This window comes from Devosia sp. Leaf420 (assembly GCF_001425445.1).
In the GTDB taxonomy this organism is placed as follows: domain Bacteria; phylum Pseudomonadota; class Alphaproteobacteria; order Rhizobiales; family Devosiaceae; genus Devosia.
This window is the reverse complement of record NZ_LMQU01000010.1, coordinates 492,448-513,572: the sequence shown is the minus strand read 5'-3', so window position 1 is coordinate 513,572 and position 21,125 is coordinate 492,448. Positions and strand designations below refer to the sequence as shown.

The 21,125-nt window shown below is 61.2% G+C and carries 16 protein-coding genes; 4 read left to right on the top strand and 12 right to left on the bottom strand.

Features of this window, described 5'->3' with window-relative positions; translation table 11 throughout:
- Window positions 1–45: 45 nt before the first annotated feature.
- Entirely contained in the window at window positions 46–582 is a 537-nt protein-coding gene (infC, locus tag ASG47_RS09850; RefSeq protein WP_200913643.1) for a translation initiation factor IF-3, read from the bottom strand.
- Between the two features lie 163 nt (window positions 583–745).
- Between infC and ASG47_RS09845 the strand changes: the two genes are divergently transcribed.
- From ASG47_RS09845 to ASG47_RS09830, 4 genes are all read left to right on the top strand, one after another.
- Window positions 746–1,513, top strand: a complete 768-nt coding sequence (locus ASG47_RS09845; protein ID WP_061908548.1) for an alpha/beta hydrolase — start codon at window positions 746–748, stop codon at window positions 1,511–1,513.
- Window positions 1,514–1,653: 140 nt separating this feature from the next.
- A complete protein-coding gene (locus ASG47_RS09840) occupies window positions 1,654–2,712 on the top strand; it encodes a PhoH family protein (RefSeq protein WP_244484027.1) in 1,059 nt (352 codons plus the stop codon).
- Window positions 2,713–2,747: 35 nt separating this feature from the next.
- Window positions 2,748–3,224: an rRNA maturation RNase YbeY gene (ybeY, locus tag ASG47_RS09835; protein WP_061908546.1), complete on the top strand. Its 477-nt coding sequence runs from the start codon at window positions 2,748–2,750 to the stop codon at window positions 3,222–3,224.
- A 78-nt stretch (window positions 3,225–3,302) separates the two neighbouring features.
- Entirely contained in the window at window positions 3,303–4,331 is a 1,029-nt protein-coding gene (locus ASG47_RS09830) for a hemolysin family protein (RefSeq protein ID WP_061908545.1), read from the top strand.
- A gap of 208 nt (window positions 4,332–4,539) precedes the next feature.
- Here ASG47_RS09830 and ASG47_RS09825 read toward each other — a convergent pair whose 3' ends face one another.
- The 11 genes from ASG47_RS09825 to xylB form a co-directional block, all read right to left on the bottom strand.
- A complete protein-coding gene (locus ASG47_RS09825; RefSeq protein ID WP_061908544.1) occupies window positions 4,540–5,106 on the bottom strand; it encodes a NifU family protein in 567 nt (188 codons plus the stop codon).
- A 204-nt stretch (window positions 5,107–5,310) separates the two neighbouring features.
- The gene (locus tag ASG47_RS09820) at window positions 5,311–5,781 is read right to left on the bottom strand and encodes a universal stress protein (protein WP_061908543.1); all 471 of its coding nucleotides are present in this window, start codon (window positions 5,779–5,781) and stop codon (window positions 5,311–5,313) included.
- A 12-nt stretch (window positions 5,782–5,793) separates the two neighbouring features.
- Entirely contained in the window at window positions 5,794–6,825 is a 1,032-nt protein-coding gene (gene trpS / locus ASG47_RS09815; protein ID WP_061908542.1) for a tryptophan--tRNA ligase, read from the bottom strand.
- A 67-nt stretch (window positions 6,826–6,892) separates the two neighbouring features.
- Window positions 6,893–8,455 carry a murein biosynthesis integral membrane protein MurJ gene (murJ, locus tag ASG47_RS09810; RefSeq protein WP_061908541.1) on the bottom strand — a complete coding sequence of 521 codons (1,563 nt, stop codon included), beginning with the start codon at window positions 8,453–8,455 and terminating at the stop codon, window positions 6,893–6,895.
- Between the two features lie 70 nt (window positions 8,456–8,525).
- Window positions 8,526–11,321, bottom strand: coding sequence for a [protein-PII] uridylyltransferase (locus ASG47_RS09805; protein ID WP_061908540.1), 2,796 nt, complete (start codon window positions 11,319–11,321; stop codon window positions 8,526–8,528).
- A complete protein-coding gene (mutS, locus tag ASG47_RS09800; RefSeq protein WP_061908539.1) occupies window positions 11,302–14,016 on the bottom strand; it encodes a DNA mismatch repair protein MutS in 2,715 nt (904 codons plus the stop codon). The genes ASG47_RS09805 and mutS overlap by 20 nt, the downstream gene beginning before the upstream one ends.
- An 88-nt stretch (window positions 14,017–14,104) precedes the next feature.
- A complete protein-coding gene (locus ASG47_RS09795) occupies window positions 14,105–14,938 on the bottom strand; it encodes a DUF2189 domain-containing protein (RefSeq protein ID WP_061908538.1) in 834 nt (277 codons plus the stop codon).
- Between the two features lie 141 nt (window positions 14,939–15,079).
- Complete coding sequence (locus tag ASG47_RS09790) at window positions 15,080–16,351, bottom strand: O-acetylhomoserine aminocarboxypropyltransferase/cysteine synthase family protein (protein WP_061908537.1); 1,272 nt, start codon at window positions 16,349–16,351, stop codon at window positions 15,080–15,082.
- 161 nt (window positions 16,352–16,512) lie between these two features.
- Window positions 16,513–18,147 carry a glycoside hydrolase family 43 protein gene (locus tag ASG47_RS09785; protein WP_061908536.1) on the bottom strand — a complete coding sequence of 545 codons (1,635 nt, stop codon included), beginning with the start codon at window positions 18,145–18,147 and terminating at the stop codon, window positions 16,513–16,515.
- Between the two features lie 157 nt (window positions 18,148–18,304).
- A complete protein-coding gene (gene xylA / locus ASG47_RS09780; RefSeq protein WP_061908535.1) occupies window positions 18,305–19,612 on the bottom strand; it encodes a xylose isomerase in 1,308 nt (435 codons plus the stop codon).
- On the bottom strand, window positions 19,609–21,072 hold the full coding sequence (gene xylB, locus ASG47_RS09775; RefSeq protein WP_061908534.1) for a xylulokinase: 1,464 nt from the start codon (window positions 21,070–21,072) through the stop codon (window positions 19,609–19,611). The genes xylA and xylB overlap by 4 nt, the downstream gene beginning before the upstream one ends.
- Window positions 21,073–21,125: the final 53 nt, after the last annotated feature.

The window sequence follows — 21,125 nt, the reverse complement described above, 5'->3', positions numbered from 1 at the left end:
AAGGCGGGCACGAGACCCGCCTTCGTCAAATCGATTTTTGGCGCCTTACTTGGGCGCCAGGACCATAACCATCTGGCGGCCTTCGGAGCGCGGCTGGCTTTCGACCTTGGCCAGCGTTTCCATCTGCTCGCGAACCTTGAGCAGCAGCTGCATGCCGATATCCTGGTGGGCCATTTCGCGGCCGCGGAAACGCATCGTGACCTTGACCCGATCGCCTTCGCCGAGGAACCGTTGCACAGCCTTCATCTTGGTCTCGTAGTCATGGGTATCGATGTTCGGCCGGAGCTGAACTTCCTTGACTTCAATAACCTTCTGCTTCTTGCGCGCTTCGGCCGCTTTTTTCTGAGCGGCATATTTGAAGCGGCCGAGATCGAGCATCTTGGCAACCGGCGGATTGGAGTTCGCTGCGATGATGACCAGGTCGAGCCCAGCCTCCTGCGCTTCGGTGAGCGCATCGCGCGTTCGAACTACGCCGCGGTTTTCGCCTTCGGCATCGATAAGCTGGATGTCGGGGCTGGTGATGTCCTCATTGGCAAGCGGCCCATCTTTCTGGGGCGCCGTGGGTCTCATTGGACGACGAATGGCAAGCGTTCCTTGTGCTGTTTCTGCCGGGGGGTGAATTCGGCCATAAAATCGTGTTAGCGGGGTGAGAAGTCAACTGCTGGATGTACTGATTTCCGGCTGTTGCGCCGAGAAAACGCCAGATGTTTGCCATCAAATCCAGCAAAAGCCCGAAGAGTTCCGTGTGACTTCCCTACAAACACAGTGCCTTAGCGTGGGTGAGGCCGATAATCTGCGGAAAATCGCCTATCTCCAACGGCCGGGAAAGGCGCCCGGACTTTTCTGGCTCAATGGTTTCCGCTCGGTGATGACGGGACTAAAAGCCAGCGCGATCGATGCTTTAGGCCAAGAACATGGCCTTGGCGTGACGCGATTCGATTATTCGGGCCACGGCGAGTCGGGTGGCGACTTCCATGCGGCAACGATCGGGGACTGGCTCGAAGAGACGCTGGCCGTCTTTGCGCTGACCGAGGGGCCGCAGGTGGTGCTCGGCTCGTCCATGGGCGGGTGGCTGGCCCTACTCTTGGCGCGAGCGCTGCAAGCGCGCGGCGAGAACCGGATCAAGGGCATGGTGCTGATTGCCCCGGCGGTGGACGCGACGCGCGAACTGATCCCGAAACGCTTTTTGGCCGAGGATTTTTCACGGCTCGACCGGGACGGCTTCGTAGAGCGGGAAAGCGCTTATGGCGATGGTCCCTATCGCTACACCAAAAAACTGATCGCGGATGGCGACCAGCATCTGCTCTTTGGCAAGGTGATCGAGACGGGATGTCCGGTGCATATTCTACAAGGCGGGCAGGATCGGGATGTGCCGCCGGCGCATGCGCAGCGCCTCCTTACCCATATCCTTCATGATCCGGTGACACTGACGATGATTCCGGATGGCGATCACCGATTGAGCCGGCCTGAGGATCTGGCGAGGCTCAGGGCCGCCGTAGTCGGGATGTTATGACGCCATAGGGCCGCTTGAACCTTGGTCAAATCGTCACAAAATATCGAGAGACAAGGGACCCAAATCGTCCTAGCCTCGTTTTGTGTTGGAGCGCGCATATTGCGCCTCCCTTCGGGAGCCGAGAAAGTTTGAGCAGGCACTTGCCACCTTCAGCAGATAACGCCCTCGCATCGCAACTCGAACTCGCCTTTGAAGACAATCGCCTTGCAGCTCAGCTCTATGGCGATTTCGACCAGAACCTCGCCCTTATCGAACAGCGCCTTGCCGTGTCGGCTACGCCACGCGGCAACCATGTGTTGTTGAAAGGCGCGGCGTCCAAGGTCGATCAGGCGCGCCGGGTGCTTGAATCGCTTTATGCCAGCCTCGAGGAAGGCCGCACCGCCGATATCGGCGATGTCGATGCGGTGATCCGCATGGTCGAGACCGAGGATAGCCAACTGACCCTGCCGACGCTCGAGCGCAAGGGCAAAGTCCGTATGGCCCAGATCGCCACGCGCAAGGCGACGATCGCGGCCCGCACCCCGGCGCAGGACGCCTATATGCGGGCCATGGAACGCTCCGAACTCGTGTTCGGTGTCGGTCCGGCTGGTACCGGCAAGACCTACCTGGCGGTCGCCCACGCCGCTTCGCTTCTCGAACGCGGCGATATCAATCGCATCATTCTTTCACGCCCGGCCGTCGAAGCCGGCGAACGCCTCGGCTTTTTGCCGGGCGACATGAAGGAAAAGGTCGATCCCTATCTGCGGCCGCTCTATGACGCGCTTTACGACATGATGAAGCCCGAAAATGTCGAGCGCTGCATCACGTCGGGGATCATCGAGGTGGCGCCGCTCGCCTTCATGCGCGGCCGGACGCTCGCCAATGCCGTCGTCATTCTCGACGAAGCCCAGAACACCACATCGATGCAGATGAAGATGTTCCTGACCCGTCTTGGCGAAAATTCCAAGATGATCGTCACCGGCGATCCGACCCAGGTCGATCTGCCGCGTGGGGAAAAATCGGGGCTGGTCGAGGCGGTCAATCTGCTCGATGGCGTCGAGAGCGTTCATATCAGCCGGTTCAACGATAAGGACGTGGTGCGCCACGCGCTTGTGGGCCGCATCGTGCGGGCCTATGAAGCCGATACCGCGCGGCGGTTGGCCGAAAAAGACGGCGACACGACCGGACTTGCACGGACCCTGGGCACCCTCTCGCGCTAAGCGAGGGTGCCTTTTCCAACGATGATTGAGCCCAATTGCCGCCTGTTCCTCCGCTAGAAATCGCCGTCATCCGTAATGTGGATGATTGGCCCGAGCACTTCGATGCCCTTGCCGAGCGCGCCATTCTTGCTGCGCTCGACGAGGCCAAGCCCAAGATCAAGGGTGCGGCCGAGATTTCGGTGCTGCTGACCGATGATGAGGAACAACGCGAACTCAACGCGCAATATCGGGGCAAAGACTCCTCGACCAATGTCCTCAGTTTCCCGCAGATTGAGCCCTTCGGGCCGGTTTTCGGTATCCTTGGTGACATTACGCTGGCGCGGGAAACCCTGATCCGCGAGGCCGAAGAACAGGGGACCTCGCTCGAGGATCATTTCACCCATCTCGTTGTGCATGGCTTTTTGCACATTTTAGGCTATGATCATCTCGAAGAGGACGAGGCCCTGAAAATGGAGGGGCTCGAAACCCAGATATTGGCACGACTTGGCATTGCCGATCCTTACGCCGATTAAGCCTGTGAACACCTGGTTTACCGGCTGCATTATTGTCCAAGATGAGGATATTGCGCCGCCCTCGAGCGGTCCGACACAATGAACGATAGCGAACGCAAGGGTCAGCGGGTGCCCGATAATCCCGAGCCGTCCTCTAGTCCCGCCCCCGCTCAGGCGAGCCGGGGGCCGAGCCTGTTCAATCGGCTTAAATCCATTCTGGCGCTGCGCACAGTCTCGCTTCGCGACGACTTGCAGGTTGCGCTAGAAGAGCGCGGCAGTGCGGAAACTGCCAATTTCACCGAGAGCGAACGCACGATTCTGCAAAACGTGCTGAAACTCTCTGCCGTCTCGATCGACGACATCATGGTCGAGCGCTCCGATATCCAGGCCGTCGAGGCCGATATCAATCTCGGCACATTGCTCGCAAAGTTCCGCCAGGTGGGCCATTCACGGCTGCCGGTCTATGAGGACGAGCTCGACAAGATCATCGGCTTCATCCACATCAAGGATGCCATGGCCAAGATCACTGAGCCGGTGACCGATCCTGAAAAGGATGTGCCGGTGCGGCTTCTCTCGTCGACGCTGAAGCAGAAGATCAACAGGCTGGGCATTACCCGCACGGCTATGTTCGTACCAACCTTCATGCCGGCCGGCGACCTCCTCCAATCGATGCGCGCAAGCCGCGTCCACATGGCCATCGTCGTCGACGAATATGGCGGCACCGATGGTCTCGTGACCATCGAAGACTTGCTCGAAGCCATTGTCGGCAAGATCGAGGACGAGCACGACGAAGCCGTCAGCGCCATGGTGCGCAAGGTGGGCGAAGACACCTATATCGCCAATGCCCGCGCCGAGCTTGACGAAGTTCGCGCTGTCGTCGGCGATGATTTCGACCCCGGCGATCATGCCGATGACGTCGAGACCATTGGTGGGTTAGTGTTCGACCTTGCAGGCCACGTGCCGCGCCGGGGCGAGAAGGTGACGGGGCTCGATGGTTTCGAGTTCGAAATCCTCGCCGCCGACGGCCGCAAGATCAAACGGCTGCGCATTCGCCGCAAGCGCGACGCGCCCGAGGTGCTGGCGATTACCGACCAGCGGCCGGAAGAGCAGAAGGAAGCTGCGGAGTAGGGGTTTTTATCCCGCGCTGCCAGTGTCACCCCGGCGAAGGCCGGGGTCCATCCCTGAGATCTCAGGATGGATCCCCGCCTGCGCGGGGATGACGGCCGGTGGGTAGGCGAGGCTCAAGAACCTCTAAGTCAAAAAGTCAAAATAGACAAAGGCCCCGATGAGCGATCATCGGGGCCTTTGGCTTGCTGCTTAACTGTAGGTCTTTGAATCAGACTTGCTGCACCGACTCGACGCCTGGGACGAAGTGGCGGAGGAGGTTTTCGATGCCGCTCTTGAGAGTGGCGGTCGAAGAGGGGCAGCCGGAACAGGCGCCCTGCATGTGAAGGAAGACGGTGCCTTCCTTGAAGCCGCGGAAGATGATGTCGCCGCCATCCATGGCAACGGCCGGACGCACGCGCGTCGCCAGCAGTTCCTTGATGACTTCGACCATTTCCTTGTCTTCTTCTTCGTAAAATTCTTCGCCCGCGAATTCATCGACATGGACAGCGTTCTCATCGAGGAGAACCGGCTTGCCAGCGAGGAAATGGTCCATGATCACGCCCAGAATAGCCGGCTTGATGTGGGCCCAATTGGTGTCGTCCTTGGTGACCGAGATGAAATCGGAACCCAAAAAGACGCCGGTCACGCCGGAAATGCCAAAGAGGCTTGCTGCCAGCGGCGAGGCTTCTGCGGCATCGAGCGTGCGAAAATCGCGCGGTTCGCCGACGAGGACGTCGCGGCCGGGCAGGAATTTCAGCGTTGCCGGATTGGGCGTGGCTTCGGTCTGGATAAACATGGGATCGCCTTGGACTTAGAACACTTCTAAAATAGACAATTACAGTCAGGATGCAAGGGCGGTGGTGGAGATTCTGCGCTGGATTGGCCGCGGTTCAGCTGCAGCTTTGGATTGCCTCAGCTGCGGCGCATCGCCATTCGAGCGCAGCTCTCATGGCCTGCTTCGCTAAAATCGCGCCACTGGCGCGATTTTGCCTGCGGCACTCTAGCAGATAGCGATGATTTCTTCGTCGCTCATGCGGCCGGGGACGATGGTGAGCGGAATAGGCAGCGCATTGGCGCGATTGGCGAAGTGATTGACGAGAGGCCCCGGGCCGTCGGGGGATTTTGAGGCCGCCAGCACAAGAATGGCGATGCCGTGATCCTGGTCGATCAGCTCTTCGATCTGCTCGGGGCCATTGCCTTCGCGGATGACCGTTTCAGCCCGGACGTCGCCGATTTCCTTGATGCGGGCAAGGCGCATATCGAGATTGCGCTCTGCATCTTCGACGGCTTCAGCGCGCAGGACTTCTTCGACACCCATGCCGATGAATTCGGGCTTGGGCACGATGGTGACAAGGACCACGGTGCCGCCCGTCCGCTTGGTGCGGAAGGCGGCAAAGGTCAGGGCGCGGTCGCATTCTTCGGTCTCGTCGATGACGACGAGGAATTTGCGCTTGTATTCAGTATCGTACAAAGGCGCCTCCGTTTAGCGGACGAAACCGACGAGTTTGCGAACATCGGCCATGATCGGCTGGGCAATGGCGCGGGCGCGTTCGGCGCCGTCGCCGAGAATGCGATCCATTTCGCCGCGATCGGACACCAGCCGCTTCATTTCATCGGCGATCGGCGCGAGCACCGAGACCGCCAGATCGGCCAGCGCTGGCTTGAACACGCCCCAGCCCTTGCCACCATATTCGGCCAGAACCTGATCGACCGACTGATTGGCGAGCGCGGCATATACGCCGACGAGGTTTTCGGCCTCGTTGCGACCGGCAAGACCAGCGGCTTCTGTCGGCAGGGCTTCGGCATCCGAAGTGGCGCGCTTGATCTTTTTGGCGATCAGGTCCGCATCGTCCATCATATAGATCGTCGCAAGGTCCGAAGCCTCGGACTTGCTCATTTTCTTGGCGCCATCCTTCAGCGATTTGACGCGCATGGCGGGGCCGGTGGCGAGGGTTTCCGTGATCGGGAAAAACTCGTCCTCAAAGCCTGCGGCCGCGATCTGCTTGGCGAAATCGTGGTTGAATTTTTTCGCGATATCGCGCGTCAGCTCGAGGTGCTGGCGCTGATCTTCGCCCACCGGAACGGCCGTCGCCTTATAGAGCAGGATATCTGCCGCCATGAGCGAGGGATAGGCGAAGAGGCCAAGCGAAACATTCTCGGAATTTTCGCCGGCCTTGTCCTTGAACTGGGTCATGCGCGCCATCCAGCCCATGCGGGCGACGCAATTAAAGATCCAGCTCAGTTCGGCATGTTCGACGACCTGGGACTGATTGAAGATGATCGACTTCTTCGGATCGAGCCCGGCGGCGATATAGGCGGCGGCAATCTCATAGGTCCAGCGCTTGAGATCGTCCGGGTCCTGCCAGACGGTGATCGCGTGCATATCGACCACGCAATAGATGGTCTCATGCGTATCCTGAAGCGGCACGAAACGGCGAATGGCGCCGAGATAGTTGCCGAGGTGCAGATCGCCGGATGGCTTGATGCCCGAGAAAACGCGGGGAGTGAAGGACATGAGAAGAACGCCGTAACGAGGATTCCAGACGGCCCGTTCTATACGGAGAAAGCAAAAATGGAAACTGTCAGCGACGGCGGCGCAGGCGGCTCATCAGGGTGCCAAGGCGCTGGGTGCCGGTGATGTGGACCATGGTGAAATAAAAGACCACGCCATAAGCGATGAGCGCGGAGAGCACGAGGGCCTGGCGCCAGAGCGGAGCGCCGGAGGCGAGATGCGCCGCGCCTTGATCGGCCAAAACCATGAGGATCAGACCCATCATGGCGCTGATCAGGATGATCATGGCGTGATTCCAGATCTGGCTGCGAGAGAGGGTGAAATGGCCGCGGATGGCGAGGGTCGTGCCCAACATGACGACATTGAGCCAGGATGAGGCGGCGGTCGCAATGGCGATGCCGACATGGAACATGGTGGGGAACAGAAGGAGCGACAGGCCGATATTGGCGGCGACGCTGATGCCGGCAAAGATCGTGGGGGTGATCGTATCCTGCCGAGCGAAGAAGCCGGGCTGGAGGACGCGGATCAGCACATAGGCGGGGAGACCGCAGGAAAAGGCGATCAGCGCTTCGGCAGTTTGTCTGGTTGCCATGGCATCGAAGAGGCCGCGCTCGAAGAGCAGGCGAACGATTGGCTCGGAAATGCTGATCAGCGCCGCTGCCGCCGGCATGGTGAGGAGCATCGAGATGAAGAGGGATTGTTCCTGGCTCGCGAGGGCCTCGGCATTGCGGCCGCCCTTCAAATGGCGGCTCAATTCGGGGAGTAGCACCGTGCCGATGGCGATGCCGATAATGCCCAAGGGAAGCTGATAGAGCCGATCGGCATAAGCGAGGATCGAGATGGTGTTGTCGGCGCCCGAGGCGATGATGGTGCCGACAAAGATATTGATCTGGGTGATGCCGCCGGTGAGGATGGCGGGGATGGCCAGGAACCAGAAGCGGCGGACTTCGGCATCGAAGCGTGGCAGACGGAAGGCGGGGCGGAAATCGGCACGCTCGATGGCGGCCCAGACGAGCCAGAGTTGGGCGAGCCCGCCGAGCATGGTGGCGATAGCGACCCAGAAGGTGGCGTTCTGCGGGTCCTGCACCCAAAACGTCGCGAGCGGAATGAGCGCGGCGATATTGACGATGTTGAGAAGGACGGGGGCAAAGGCGGCCGCGAAGAACCGGCCGAGCGAATTGAGGATCGCGCCATAGGCGGCCATCAGCGACATGCAGGCGAGATAGGGGAACATGATGCGGGTAAGCATCACGGTCAGGTCGAATTTTTGCTGATCGTCGACGAAGCCCGGCACAAAGGCGAGCATGATCTGCGGCATGAAGATTTCGGCAAGGATCGTGACGACGACGAGCATGGCGAGGAGCCAGCTCATGATCCGCGAGGCAAGCTGCTTGGCGCCGTCTTCGCCTTGCTCCTCGAGCGCGCCCGAGAACATCGGCACAAAGGCGGTGTTGAAGGCGCCTTCGGCAAAAAGCCGGCGGAAGAGATTAGGGAAGCGGAAAGCTGCGTTGAAGGCGTCGGCTGCGGGGCCGACGCCGAGGACGGCCGCCATCAGCGCATCGCGCGCGAGGCCGAAGACGCGGCTCAGAAGAGTCCAGGCGCCAACCGAAAAGAAATTGCGGAAGAGGCTCATCTAGCCGAGGCGATCCACGGTTGAGCGCCTGCCGCGACCTCTTCCTTCGACAGGCTCAGGATGAGGTCTTTTAGGCATTCGCTGTTTTTTTGTCCTCGGGACGCTCGAACACGTCCATCAGCGCGCCGTGGATTTTGCGCTGCCGCTGTTTCACGTGAATCTTCTGCCCCGTCAGATCGGTGACATAAAACACGTCCACGGCCTTTTCGCCATAGGTGCCGATATGGGCAGAGCCGATGGTGAGGTTGAGATCGGATATTTCGCGGGTCAGCGCATAAAGGAGACCGATGCGATCGAGGCCGGACACCTCGATGACGGTGAACTTTTCCGAGATGGCGTTGGAGACGGAAACCTGGGCCGGGAGCGCGAAGGGTTTGAGGCGGCGGTTGTGGCGCGACTCTTTGCCGAGATCGATGAGGACGGTGCGCTTGCCCTGCAGCAATTGCTTGACCGTATCGATGATGCGGGTGGCGCGCACTTTTTCGTCTTCGTCCGAGGTGAAAGAGCGGCGGAGCCTAAAGGTGTCGATGGCGCGGCCATCGCGGGTCGAGAAAATCTGCGCGCCGATAATGGATGCGTCCTGCATGGTGCAGGCGCCGGCGATGAGCGAGAGGAGGCGCGGGTGGTCGGGGGTATAGAAGCTGACTTCGGTGATGCCCTCGAAGGCCTTGACGCGGATCGAGCCAGCAAAGGGCTGATTGGCCTCGTCGGCCTGGCGGATCATGCGCGCGTGCTCGATCTGCAGCTCGGGCTCGGCGCGTAGCCAATAGTGGTCGTAATGGCGCGCGGTATAGGTTTCGATCTCGGCCGGTGGCCATTTGACAAGTGCTTCACCGAGAACGCGGCGCGCGTCTTCGACGCGATCGGAATGGCTGACCTGACTGTGGCCGCCTGAAAGAAGCGGTTCGGTGGCGTAGTAGAGCGAACGGAGGAGGGAGCCTTTCCAACCAGTCCAGGTGCCCGGGCCGACGGCGCGGATGTCGCAGGCGGTCAGGATCATGAGGAGCGCGAGGCGCTGGGGCGACTGGACGACGTCGGCAAAAGCTTTCGCCGTTTCCGGATCCTGAATATCGCGGGCCTGGGCGATCTCGCTCATCAGGAGGTGATATTCGATCAGCCAGGCGACGGTGTCGGTTTCGGCGGGGTTGAGGCCAAAGCGCGGGCAGAGCTTTTTGGCGATACGGGCGCCGGCGATGGAATGGTCTTCGGGCCGGCCCTTGGCGATATCGTGGAGGAACAGCGCAACATAGAGGAGGCGCGTGTCGTTGAGCTGGGGCAAGAGCTCATGGGTCAGCGGCAATTCCTGGCGGAGGCCGCCATTGGCGATATCGGCCATGACGCCGACAGAGCGGATCAGATGCTCGTCCACCGTATAGTGGTGGTACATATTGAACTGCATCAGCGCGACGATCTTGCCGAAATCGGGCACGAATTTTCCGAGGACGCCGCTCTCGTTCATCTGGCGCAGGATGCGCTCGACATAGAGCGGGCTCGTCAGGATAGTCAGAAAATGCGCGTTGGCCTTGGGGTCGTGTCGCAGCTTGTTGTCGATGAGCCTGAGGCTATCGCGGATGTGCTTGATGGCGTCGGGATGGAAGAGCAGCTCTTCGCGGCCAGCCACCATGAACATGCGAATGAGATTGCCCGGGTCCTTTTCGAAGACATCGGCCGCCGTAATATTGAGGCGACCGGTGTCGACGACGAAGTCTGTCTCGCCCTTGATCTTGGACTTGCCCGAGCGGAAGGGCGCGAGCACGCGGCCAACGAGATCCATATCCTTGGCGTGATGGAATTCGAGGCTGGCGCAGATGATGCGGGTGAGATCGCCGACATCCTTGGCGACAAGAAAATAGCGCTTCATGAAGCGCTCGACGCTGAGCATACCGATGCGGCCGGCATAACCCATGCGGCGGGCGAGATCGGGCTGAACGTCGAAGGTCAGCTTTTCCTCGGCACGGCCGGTGACATAGTGGAGGTGACATCGCACCGCCCATAAGAAGTCTTCGGCGCGGGAGAAGAGGCGATATTCGGCGGCGGTGAGAACACCCTTTTCAACGAGCTCGTGGCTGGTCTTGACCTGGTAAAAGTACTTGCCGATCCAGAAGAGCGTATTGAGATCGCGGAGGCCACCCTTGCCGTCCTTGATATTGGGCTCGACGACATAGCGGGTATTGCCCATGAGCCGGTGGCGTTCATCGCGCTCGGCCATCTTGGCGGCGATGAATTCCGGGCCCGTCTTGGGCATGATCTCGGTTTCGAAGCGTTTGACGAGATTGTTGAAGAGCGTGCGATCGCCCGTCAGGAAGCGGGCTTCGAGGGTCGCGGTGCGCACTGTCATATCGGCGCGGGCCATGCGGATGCATTCGTCGACCGAGCGGACGGCATGGCCGACCTTCTGACCAAGGTCCCAGAGCATGTAGAGAATGTATTCGGTGACCTGCTCGCCCCAGGGCGTTTGTTTATAGGGGAGGATAAAGAGGAGATCGATATCGGAGCCCGGCGCCAGAGTGCCGCGGCCATAGCCGCCAACTGCGGACAGGGCGATGGCTTCGGCGCCCGAGGGATTGTCGACCGGATAGACCCGGGTCGAGGCAAAGAGATAGACCGCGGTGATGATCTCGTCCTGCGCGGAGCAGAGATTTTGCGCGCAGCGCGTGCCCTTATTGGTAGCGAGCAGTTCGGCCTCGGCCTGGCTGCGCGCCTCGGCAAGGGTCTGGCGGATATGGGCCAGGACAGCCATGCGGGCGGCCGGGGTCTTGGCCGGTTGATCGCCCACGATGCCATCGAGCTCGGCGAGAATGGTCTCGGCCGTCTTCAGCACGAAGTGGGATTTTCGCGGTTTGGCTTCAGCGTCGACGAGCGTCATCGCGTAATTTCTTTAATTCGTAGAGCGCTTCGATGGCTTGCTTGGGCGTCATATCGTCGGGGCGGACGGCATCGAGGGCTTCGTGAATGGGGTCATTGATCTTTGGTGCCGGGGCTGGCTGATGGGCAAAGAGCGGCAAATCGTCTAGCACGCTGGCCTTGTCCTTGGAAGACGCCGTGCCGACCGAGCGTTGCTCGAGAATATCGAGGACTTGTCTTGCGCGCGCGATGACAGGGTCAGGCAGGCCGGCAAGCCGGGCCACCTGAATACCATAGGAGCGGTCGGCCGCGCCGGGGCCGACTTCGTGGAGAAAGACCACATCGCCTTCCCATTCGCGCACCTTCATCGTGACATTGGCGACGCGGGTGAGGGTTTTCGCAAGGCTGGTCAATTCATGGAAATGGGTCGCAAAGAGCGCGCGGCAGCCGGTGGTTTCATGCAGCGCCTCGACCGAGGACCAGGCGATGGAGAGACCATCGAAGGTGGCCGTACCGCGGCCGATTTCGTCCAGAACAACCAGGCTGCGTCTCGTCGCACGATTGAGGATGGCAGCGGTTTCGACCATTTCGACCATGAAGGTCGAGCGGCCATGGGCGATATCGTCAGAGGCGCCGACGCGGGAAAAGAGGCGATCGACGACGCCGATATGCGCGCTTTCGGCAGGGACGAAGGCGCCGATCTGGGCGAGAATGGCGATCAAGGCGTTCTGGCGGAGGAAGGTCGACTTACCGCCCATATTGGGGCCTGTAACGAGCCAGAGTTTGCCACCACCGACCTCTTCGCTGCCCGAGAGATCGGCGTCATTGGCCACAAAATCCTGGCCTTCTGCCCGCACCATTTGTTCCACGACCGGATGGCGCCCGCCGACGATGGCGAAAGCAAGGCTCTCGTCGACCTGCGGGCGGCAATAAAAGCGCGTGGCGGACACTTCCGCGAGAGCGGCGGAGACGTCGAGTTCGGCCAAGGCGTCGGCAAGGGTTTGGAGAGCGCCTGTCTGCTCCAGAACGGCCTCGCGAAGGCGGGTGAAGATCGCGAGTTCGATATCGAGGGCGGCGCCTTGTGCCTTGGCGATTCGGCCTTCGAGTTCGGCCAATTCGGTCGTCGTGAACCGCATGGCATTGGCGAGGGTCTGGCGATGGATGAAGACCTCGCGGTGCGGCGGCTCCAGCAGCTTTTGACCGTGACCGGCGGGCACCTCGACGAAAAAGCCTAAAACGCCATTGTGCTTGATCTTGAGCGAGCGCACGTCGGTTTCGTCCATCAGCCGGGCTTGCAGAGCGGCGACGACGGCGCGGGTTTCGGAGCCGAGCGCACGTTCCTCGTCGAGCTTGCTGTCATAGGCGGGACGGACGAAGCCGCCATCGCGGGAGAAAAGCGGCAGATCGTCGTCGAGCGCGACGGCCAATTCGGAGGAAAGGGCGCGGGGTGCGTTGGCGAGCGTTGCGGTCAGCTTGCTGAGGGCGGGTGGCAGCTCGGCTTGATTGGCGAGGGTTGCCGAGAGATCGAGCGCGGCGGCAACGGCCTTGCCCACCGCGGCAAGATCGCGGGGGCCACCGCGTTCAAGCGCGAGGCGGGAGAGGGCGCGGGCGAGATCGGGCGCGGCCTTGAGATCGGTGCGGAGCCGGGCGCGGAGAAGCGGATCGTTGACCAGACGCTCTACAGCATCGAGACGGTCATTGATGGCGGCAGCATTGCGCAAGGGGGCGGCGAGACGCGCAGCGAGGAGGCGGGCGCCGGGCGCGGTGACGGTCATATCGATGCTGTTGCGCAGCGAGCCCTTGGCCTGGCCGCGCTGGGTGACGAGAATTTCAAGGCTCGAGCGCGTCGCGGCATCGATGGCCATGACGGCGTCGGTTGCCTGCAGGACCGGAGCGCGAAGAGGAACCGGCCGACCTTTTTGGCTCTCGCCGATATAGGCAACGAGGCTCGCCAGCGCGCCGCGGCTGGCGCGGGAGAGCGAGGAGGGATCGAAAATTGCGGCGGGGAAGGCGCTGCGGAGAATGCCGGAAGCAGCTTCGCTATTGGCCGCTTCGGGGGGAAGGGTCGTCGCGACAGCAGACCAGGCGGGCGCGAAGAGATGGCGCTCGGTCAGGGTCTGGCGGATGGCTTCGGTGAGGAGCAGTTCGGCCGGGGCGATGCGCGCGAGTTCGTCGGCAAGGCGATCGGCCGGGAGATCGGCGACGAAGGTCTCGCCGGTTGAAATATCGGCCCAGGCGAGGGCAAAGTCGGTATCGCCATGGCGGACCATGAAGAGCGCGGCGAGATAATTGGCAGAGCGGGCATCGAGATGGTCGTCGTCGGTCAGGGTGCCGGGGGTGACGAGGCGCACGACGTCGCGTTTGACGACGGATTTGCTGCCGCGCTTCTTGGCTTCGGCGGGGTCTTCGACCTGCTCGCAAATGGCGACGCGGTGACCCAGGCGAATGAGCTTGTTGAGATAATCATTGGCGGCATGGATCGGCACGCCGCACATGCCGATATCCTCGCCCAGATGCTTGCCGCGCTTGGTCAGCACGATGCCCAAGGCGGCGCTGGCGATCTCGGCGTCCTCGAAGAAGAGCTCGTAGAAATCGCCCATCCGGTAGAACAGGAGATAGCCCGGATTGACCGCCTTGATCTCGAAATACTGCGCCATCATCGGCGTCAGCGTCGCCGTGGCGGCGCTGTTTGGGGCCTCGAAGGGAGTGTGGTCCATGAGCTCGGGTCGTTCGGGCAAGGAAGCGGCGAGACTAAGACCTTGTGGTTAAGAAGCCAACTCCTCCCTTTGCGCTTTGCCCGGCTGTTTAAATCCTTTGGCCATACGGCATAGTCCGGATCATCGAGGCATCGTCGACCGTCGCCCGATACAGATGCCAGGTCGCGTGGCCAAGAATCGGCAAGATGACGGCAAGACCCACAAAGAGGGTGAGCGCGCCGACAAAAACCGAGATTCCGACAATAAGCCCCCAGGCCAGCATGGGGATAAGATTGTGCATGACGGCGCGGAAGGAGGTTTCCACCGCAACATAGGCGCCGACATCGCGGTCGAGCAGCAGCGGGAAGGCGATTACAGAGCTGCAGAGCACCACGAGCGCGAAGGCGGCGCCGACTGCCGTGCCGATGATGGCGAGCGTCATGCCGCCGGGTTCGGCAAAGACTTGATTGAACATGGCGCCAAAGGTTTGGGGCGGTGAGGCGCCGAAGAGGTTTTCGTAAAGCGCCTGGGCGCTGGTGAGCCAGAGGGTGAAAAGGACGAAGAGCATGGCGCCGATGGCGATGATGCTGCCCATGGCGGGCGAATGGATGACGCCGATGGCGTCGCGCCAGGACGGTTCTTCGCCCAATTCGCGGCGACGGGAGATTTCATAGAGCGGCAGCGCGGCGATCGGGCCGATCAGCGCAAAGCCGCCGATGAGGGGATAGAGCAAGGGCCAGGTGTGAAAGCCGTTCATCCAGACGGTCAGCACAATGCCGATCACCGGATAGATCAGCGCCAGGAGAAAATAATGGCTGGGCTTGGCCCAGAAATCCGCGGCGCCGCGGCGCAGCGCTTCGGTGAGATCGGCAAGGGTAATGGTTTTGATGACGGGCAGATCCAGCTTGTCGCCGGCGCCGGCCATGACGTGCATTTGGGCCATATCGGGACCTCCTTCCGCAAGGGGAGGCCGCATATCCGGCGTATTGCGCAAACCGGCGCGAGACGCAGAACCTGCGACCGCTAACCTTGTGCAGCCTACGCCCCAGGCGGGAGCTTGTCGCCCCCGCGCGGGAAATCGTGATCAGGCCTTGGCGAGAGCCTGTTCGATATCGGCGATGATGTCGTCGATATGTTCGATGCCGACCGAAATGCGGACGAGGTCCTCGGAGACGCCAGCCTTTTTCAGCTCTTCGGGGGAAAGCTGGCGGTGCGTGGTCGAAGCCGGATGGCAGGCGAGGGATTTGGCGTCGCCGATATTGACGAGGCGCAGGATCATCTGCAGCGCATCGATGAAGCAGCCGCCGGCTTCCTTGCCGCCCTGAATGCCGAAGGACAAAATCCCGGAGCCAGAGCCTTTCGAGATTTTCTTGGCAACGGCGTTATAGGGACTATCGGGCAGGCCGGCATAATTGACCCATTCGACCTTGGGGTGGCTCTTGAGGTATTGCGCGACTTTCAGGGCATTTTCCGAGTGGCGCTCGATGCGGAGGCCGAGGGTTTCGAGACCCTGCAGGATCTGGAAGGCGTTGAAGGGCGAAATGGCAGCGCCGGTATTGCGCAGCGGCACGACGCGGGCGCGGCCGATATAGGCTGCGGGGCCGAGCGCCTCGGTATAGACGACGCCGTGATATGACGGATCGGGCTCGTTCAGCACCGGGAAGCGGGCGGCGTTTGCCTTCCAGTCGAATTTGCCGCTATCGACGATGATACCGCCGATCGACGTCCCGTGGCCGCCGATATACTTCGTCAGCGAATGAACGACGATATCGGCGCCGAAATCGAAGGGACGCGTCAGATATGGCGTCGCGACGGTGTTGTCGACGATAACAGGCACGCCATGGCGATGGGCGATTTCTGCGATCTTTTCGATATCGACGACATTGCCGGCGGGATTGCCGATGGATTCAAGGAAGACGGCCTTGGTCTTGCTGTCGATGGCTTTTTCAAAGCCTTCATAGTCGTCGTGACTGACGAGACGGGTTTCGATGCCCTGGCGGGGGAAGGTGTGGACGAAAAGATTATAGGTGCCGCCATAGAGCTGGGAGATGGAGACGATATTGTCGCCGACGCCGGCAATGGTCTGGATGGCATAGGTGATCGCCGCCATGCCTGAGGCGAGAGCGAGGCCGGCGATGCCGCCTTCAAGCTCGGCGACGCGCGCTTCGAGCACGGCAGTCGTCGGGTTCATGATGCGGGTATAGATATTCCCGGCCACCTTGAGATCGAAGAGATCGGCGCCGTGCTGGGTATCGTCGAACGTGTAGGACGTCGTCTGATAGATCGGGACGGCAGCCGCCTTGGTGGTGGCTTCCGATTCATAGCCGTGATGGAGGGCGATCGATTCCAGTTTCATGTCTTTGGGCTCCTTGGTCCACGCGGGGGCCAGATTTGGATGGAGCGCGCGAAAAGACAAGCGGCGGCAGAGGCAAGCCGTTCTAGGGAAACGGGAATTTTTGGAAATGTTTGGGTGGGGCGGGGACCACGGCCCCCGACCCAGGATTACGGCTGGAAAACTTACTGCGCCTTGCCGACCAAGCCATCGACCTCATAGCGATCGGAGGGATCGTGTTGGGGCCGGTAGACAAAATAGTCGAAATCGGCGGGGCTCGCCGTGCCGTTGAGATCGTGGGCGGCGACGCCGACGAAGGCGCCGGTAAAGCTGCCATGGGCCTGGTGCCCACCGCATTCGTCCGAGAGGATCGAGGCGTCGAAGACGGGGCCAATGGGCTGTAGGTTCTGGCCTTCGAGGGCGTAGAAGAACTGCAGTTTTTTGCCTCGAATAGTGAGGGCGAGCCTGACCTTGCCCTCATTGGGAATGTGCACAGGATCGGCGGGGAAGCGCAGTTTGCCATCAGGCCAGCTCATCTCCGAAGACATGAGCAGGAGTTCGCGCTGGCCATCGGCGTGAGCGGTGACGGCGAGATAGAAGAAATTGTAGCGCGAATAGTAGGCGGTAAGGCCCGCCATGGTGCGTTCGTCGGTGGCGTGGAAATCGACCACGGTTTCGGCATCATAAGAAAAATGCGTCTGGCGGCGCGCGACGAGGGCCTGTTCGAACCAGGAGCCGATAGATTCACGGCCGAACAAACGCAGCTTGCCGTTTTCCGTCGAGAAAATCCGCTCGGTCTCGGGCGTGCGGAGCCACTGGAAATCCTTGTGAAGGCCGTTTTCGAACGTGTAGCGCTGCTCGGCCCAATATTTTTCTTCGTCGCGCGTGCCGGGGACGTCGACATGGAGGGACGGCACCGGGCCGTTCTTGACGTAGAGCCAGTCGTCGTCGCCCCAATAGGCTTCCTGGATCGAGGTTTCACGGCCGAGAACGCAGCGGCGTTCCTGGGTGGTCGGGCGGCCGCCGAGATGGACAAGATAGGTTTTGCCGTCCGGGGTCTCGACCAGATCGCCATGACCGGCGCGCTGGATGGCAGCGAGCGGGGCATCCTTCGAGGTCAGGATGTGCTTGTCGGGATGGGTTTCGTATTCGCCCGTCAGGGTGCGCGAACGGGCAAAGGTGCAGGCATGGTCATAGGCCGTGCCGCCTTCGGCGGTGAGCAGATAATACCAACCGTTGCGCTTATAGATATGCGGGCCTTCTACCAGTTTGAGGTCCGTGCCCTTGTAGATATTAGTGATCGGGCCGACGAGCTTTTCGGCGACCGGATCGAATTCCTGGATGACGATGCCCGAGAACAAAAGCGGGCGAACGCGGTGGTCCCAGGTCATGTTGACGAAGTATTTTTTGCCGTCGTCATCATGGAAGAGCGAGGGGTCGAAGCCCGAGGAATTGGTGTAGATCGGGTCGGACCACGGGCCTTCGATCTTGTCAGCCCACACGATGTAATTGTGGGCGTCCTTGAACGAGCCGTCCTTCCTTTTGACGTCGGTATAGACGAGCCAGAATTTTTCGCCGTCATGCGTGAGACACGGCGCCCAGACGCCGCAGCTATCGGGATCACCGCGCATGTCGAGCTGGGTTTTACGGGTCAGCGGGCGGGTGACGAGCTCCCAATTGGCGAGATCCTTGGAGTGATGGATCTGCACGCCCGGGAACCATTCGAAGGTCGAGGTCGCGATGTAGTAATCGTCGCCAACGCGGAGAATGGAGGGGTCCGGGTTGAAGCCGGGGAGGATCGGATTGGTGATTTGCGGCATGGTGGCTCCTCGCCCGCCACCGCTACCCTTCTACTCTTGTGGGAGAAGGTGGCGCGCAGCGCCGGATGAGGGGTCTGCGATATTGGAAAGAAACCCCTCACCCGCCCTTTGGGCACCCTCTCCCACAAGGGGAGAGGGGAGGGGCTCAGCGCTTGTCTCAAACGAACCGGTTGACCAGGTTTTCGAGATATTCCTGGCGACCGGACTTCGGCTGCGGATTGATGCCTTCGGCCTGAACCTTGGCCGCGATATCCGCGAGGCTCAGCTTGCCACCGAGGATTTCCTGGCCGATGCCGGACTTCCAATCGGCATAACGGTCGTCGAGCAACTTGTCGAACTCACCGTCTTCGATGAGCGCAACGGCGCCCTTGAGGCCGCGGGCCAGGGTATCGAGGCCGAGGATGTGGCCGTGCAGCAGATCGGCCGGATCGAGCGATTGGCGGCGGACCTTGGCGTCAAAATTGAAGCCGCCCTTGCCGAGACCGCCCTGCTTGAGGATGTAGTAGAAGGCTAGCGCCATTTCGCCGGGAACGTTGGGGAAATGGTCGGTGTCCCAGCCGGACTGCAGGTCGTTGCGGTTAGCATCGACCGAGCCGAGCATGCCGAGCGAGGAAGCGACGGCGAGCTCGTGCTCAAAGGAGTGACCCGCGAGGAAGGCGTGGCCGACCTCGATATTGCACTTCACCTTCTTTTCGAGGCCGTACTTCTGCAAGAAGCCGTACACGGTCGCGACGTCGTAGTCGTACTGGTGCTTGGACGGTTCCTGCGGCTTGGGTTCGATCAGGATCTGACCCTTAAAGCCAATCTTGTCGGCGTGCTCGATCACCAGCGTCAGGAAGCGGGCCATCTGGTCCTGTTCCTGGCCGATCTTGGTGTTGAGAAGCGTTTCGTAGCCTTCGCGGCCGCCCCAGAGCACGTAGTTTTCGCCGCCCAATTCGTGGGTCAGCTCGAGCACGGTTTTCACCTGGCCGGCGGCATAGGCGAAGACAGCCGGATCGGGATTGGTCGCGGCACCCGCCATATAGCGGCGGTTGGAGAAGAGGTTGGCCGTACCCCAAAGGAGCTTCTTGCCTGTTTCCTGCATCTTCTGGGCAATGATGTCGCCGATGACGCGGAGATTTTTGTTCGATTCGTCGAGAGTCGCGCCTTCAGGCGATACGTCCACATCGTGGAAGGCGAAGAAGGGCACGTCGATCAGATTGAAGAACTCGAAGGCGACTTCAGCCTTGAGCTTGGCGCCTTCAAGGCCCTTGTCAAACCACGGGCGATCGAAAGTGCGGCCGCCGAATGGGTCGCCGCCTTCCTGCGCAAAGGTGTGCCAGTAGGCGATGGCTGGGCGGATATGGTCTTCCATCCGCTTGCCGGCGATCACTTCGTCCTTGTTGTAGTGGCGATAGGCCAGAGCGTTTTTGCTCTGCGGGCCTTCAAACTTGACCTGGCTCAGGCCCTTGAAAAAATCACTCACGAACGTGCCTCCTCGATGGCGGGGTAGAGTGCGCGATAGCGCGCATATTGATCGGAATAGGCGGCCGACAGGTTTTTGTCGGGCGCAATGGTGGTCTTGATCGGCGGCATGGTCATGACGTCGGCGGGGTTGGCGCCGGTTGCGGCACAAAGGCCGAGGCGGGCAGCGCCGAGCGCGCCGCCAAAATCGCCATCCTCGGGGAGGGCGATTTCCATGTCGAGATTGGTGGCAAGCATTTTGAGCCACAGCGCCGACTTGGAACCACCGCCGACGGCCAGCAGGCGGTCGATTTTCGTGCCGGCATCAGCCAGCACACGCTGGCAATCGCGCATGGCGAAGGTGACGCCTTCCATGACGGCCTGGGCCATCTGGGCGGTGTCGGTCGACTGGGAAAGGCCGGTGAAAGAGCCGCGGGCACCGGCATTGTTGTGCGGCGTGCGCTCACCTGAGAGATAGGGCAGGAAGATCGCTTCGCCCGGGCCAGTGAACTGGGTTTCGGCTTCTCCGGCGAGTTCAGCCTGCTTCTTTCCGGTGATGCGGCTCAGCCAATTCAGCGAATCGGTGGCCGAAAGGATGACGCCCATCTGGTGCCAGGTGTCTGGGATGGCGTGGCAGAAGGCATGAACGGCGCCTTCGGTATTGGGGCTGAACTTTTCGTTGGAGACGAAAAGCACGCCGGAAGTGCCGAGCGAGACAAAGCCTTCGCCGGGACGAATGGCGCCGATACCGCAGGCGGCGGCAGCGTTGTCGCCTGCGCCACCAGCGACGATGACGGCCCCGGACATGCCCCAGCGGGCGGCAAGGTCGGATTTGAGCTGCGCGGAGGGGGCTGAGCCTTCAACGAGACGCGGCATGTGGGAGCGGGTGAGGCCGGTCACGGCCAATAGATCGTCAGACCAGTCGCGCTTCTGGACGTCGAGCCAGAGCGTCCCGGCGGCATCGGACATGTCCTCGACATATTCGCCGGTCAGCAAAAGGCGAACATAGGCTTTTGGCAGCAGGACTTTTTCGAGTTTGTCGAATATGGCCGGCTCATGCTTGCGGACCCAGGCGATTTTTGGCGCCGTGAAGCCGGGCATGGCGATATTGCCGGCGAGCTGGCGAAGGCTTGGGAGCGCTGCTTCCATCTCGAGGCATTCGGCGGCCGAGCGGCCATCGTTCCAGAGAATGGCGGGACGCAAAATTTCGTCGTTTTTGCCGAGAAGTGTCGCGCCATGCATGTGGCCCGAAAGGCCGATGCCGGTGACGGCGGCGAGTTCGCTTGGGTGCGAGAGTTTGAGCTTGTCGATGGCGGCGAGTGTCGCGGTCCACCAATCGGTCGGGTTTTGCTCGGACCAGGCGGGATGGGGGCGCACGGGCTCGACGGCGGAAGCCGAGGCTTCGCCGAGCGATTTGCCATTGCCGTCAATCAGCAAGGCCTTCACACCGGACGTGCCTATATCAATACCAAGAAAAGTCATGAGGCACGTACCTCAATTCTGAGTTCGCAAATCAACGGATCGTCCTCCCGCCC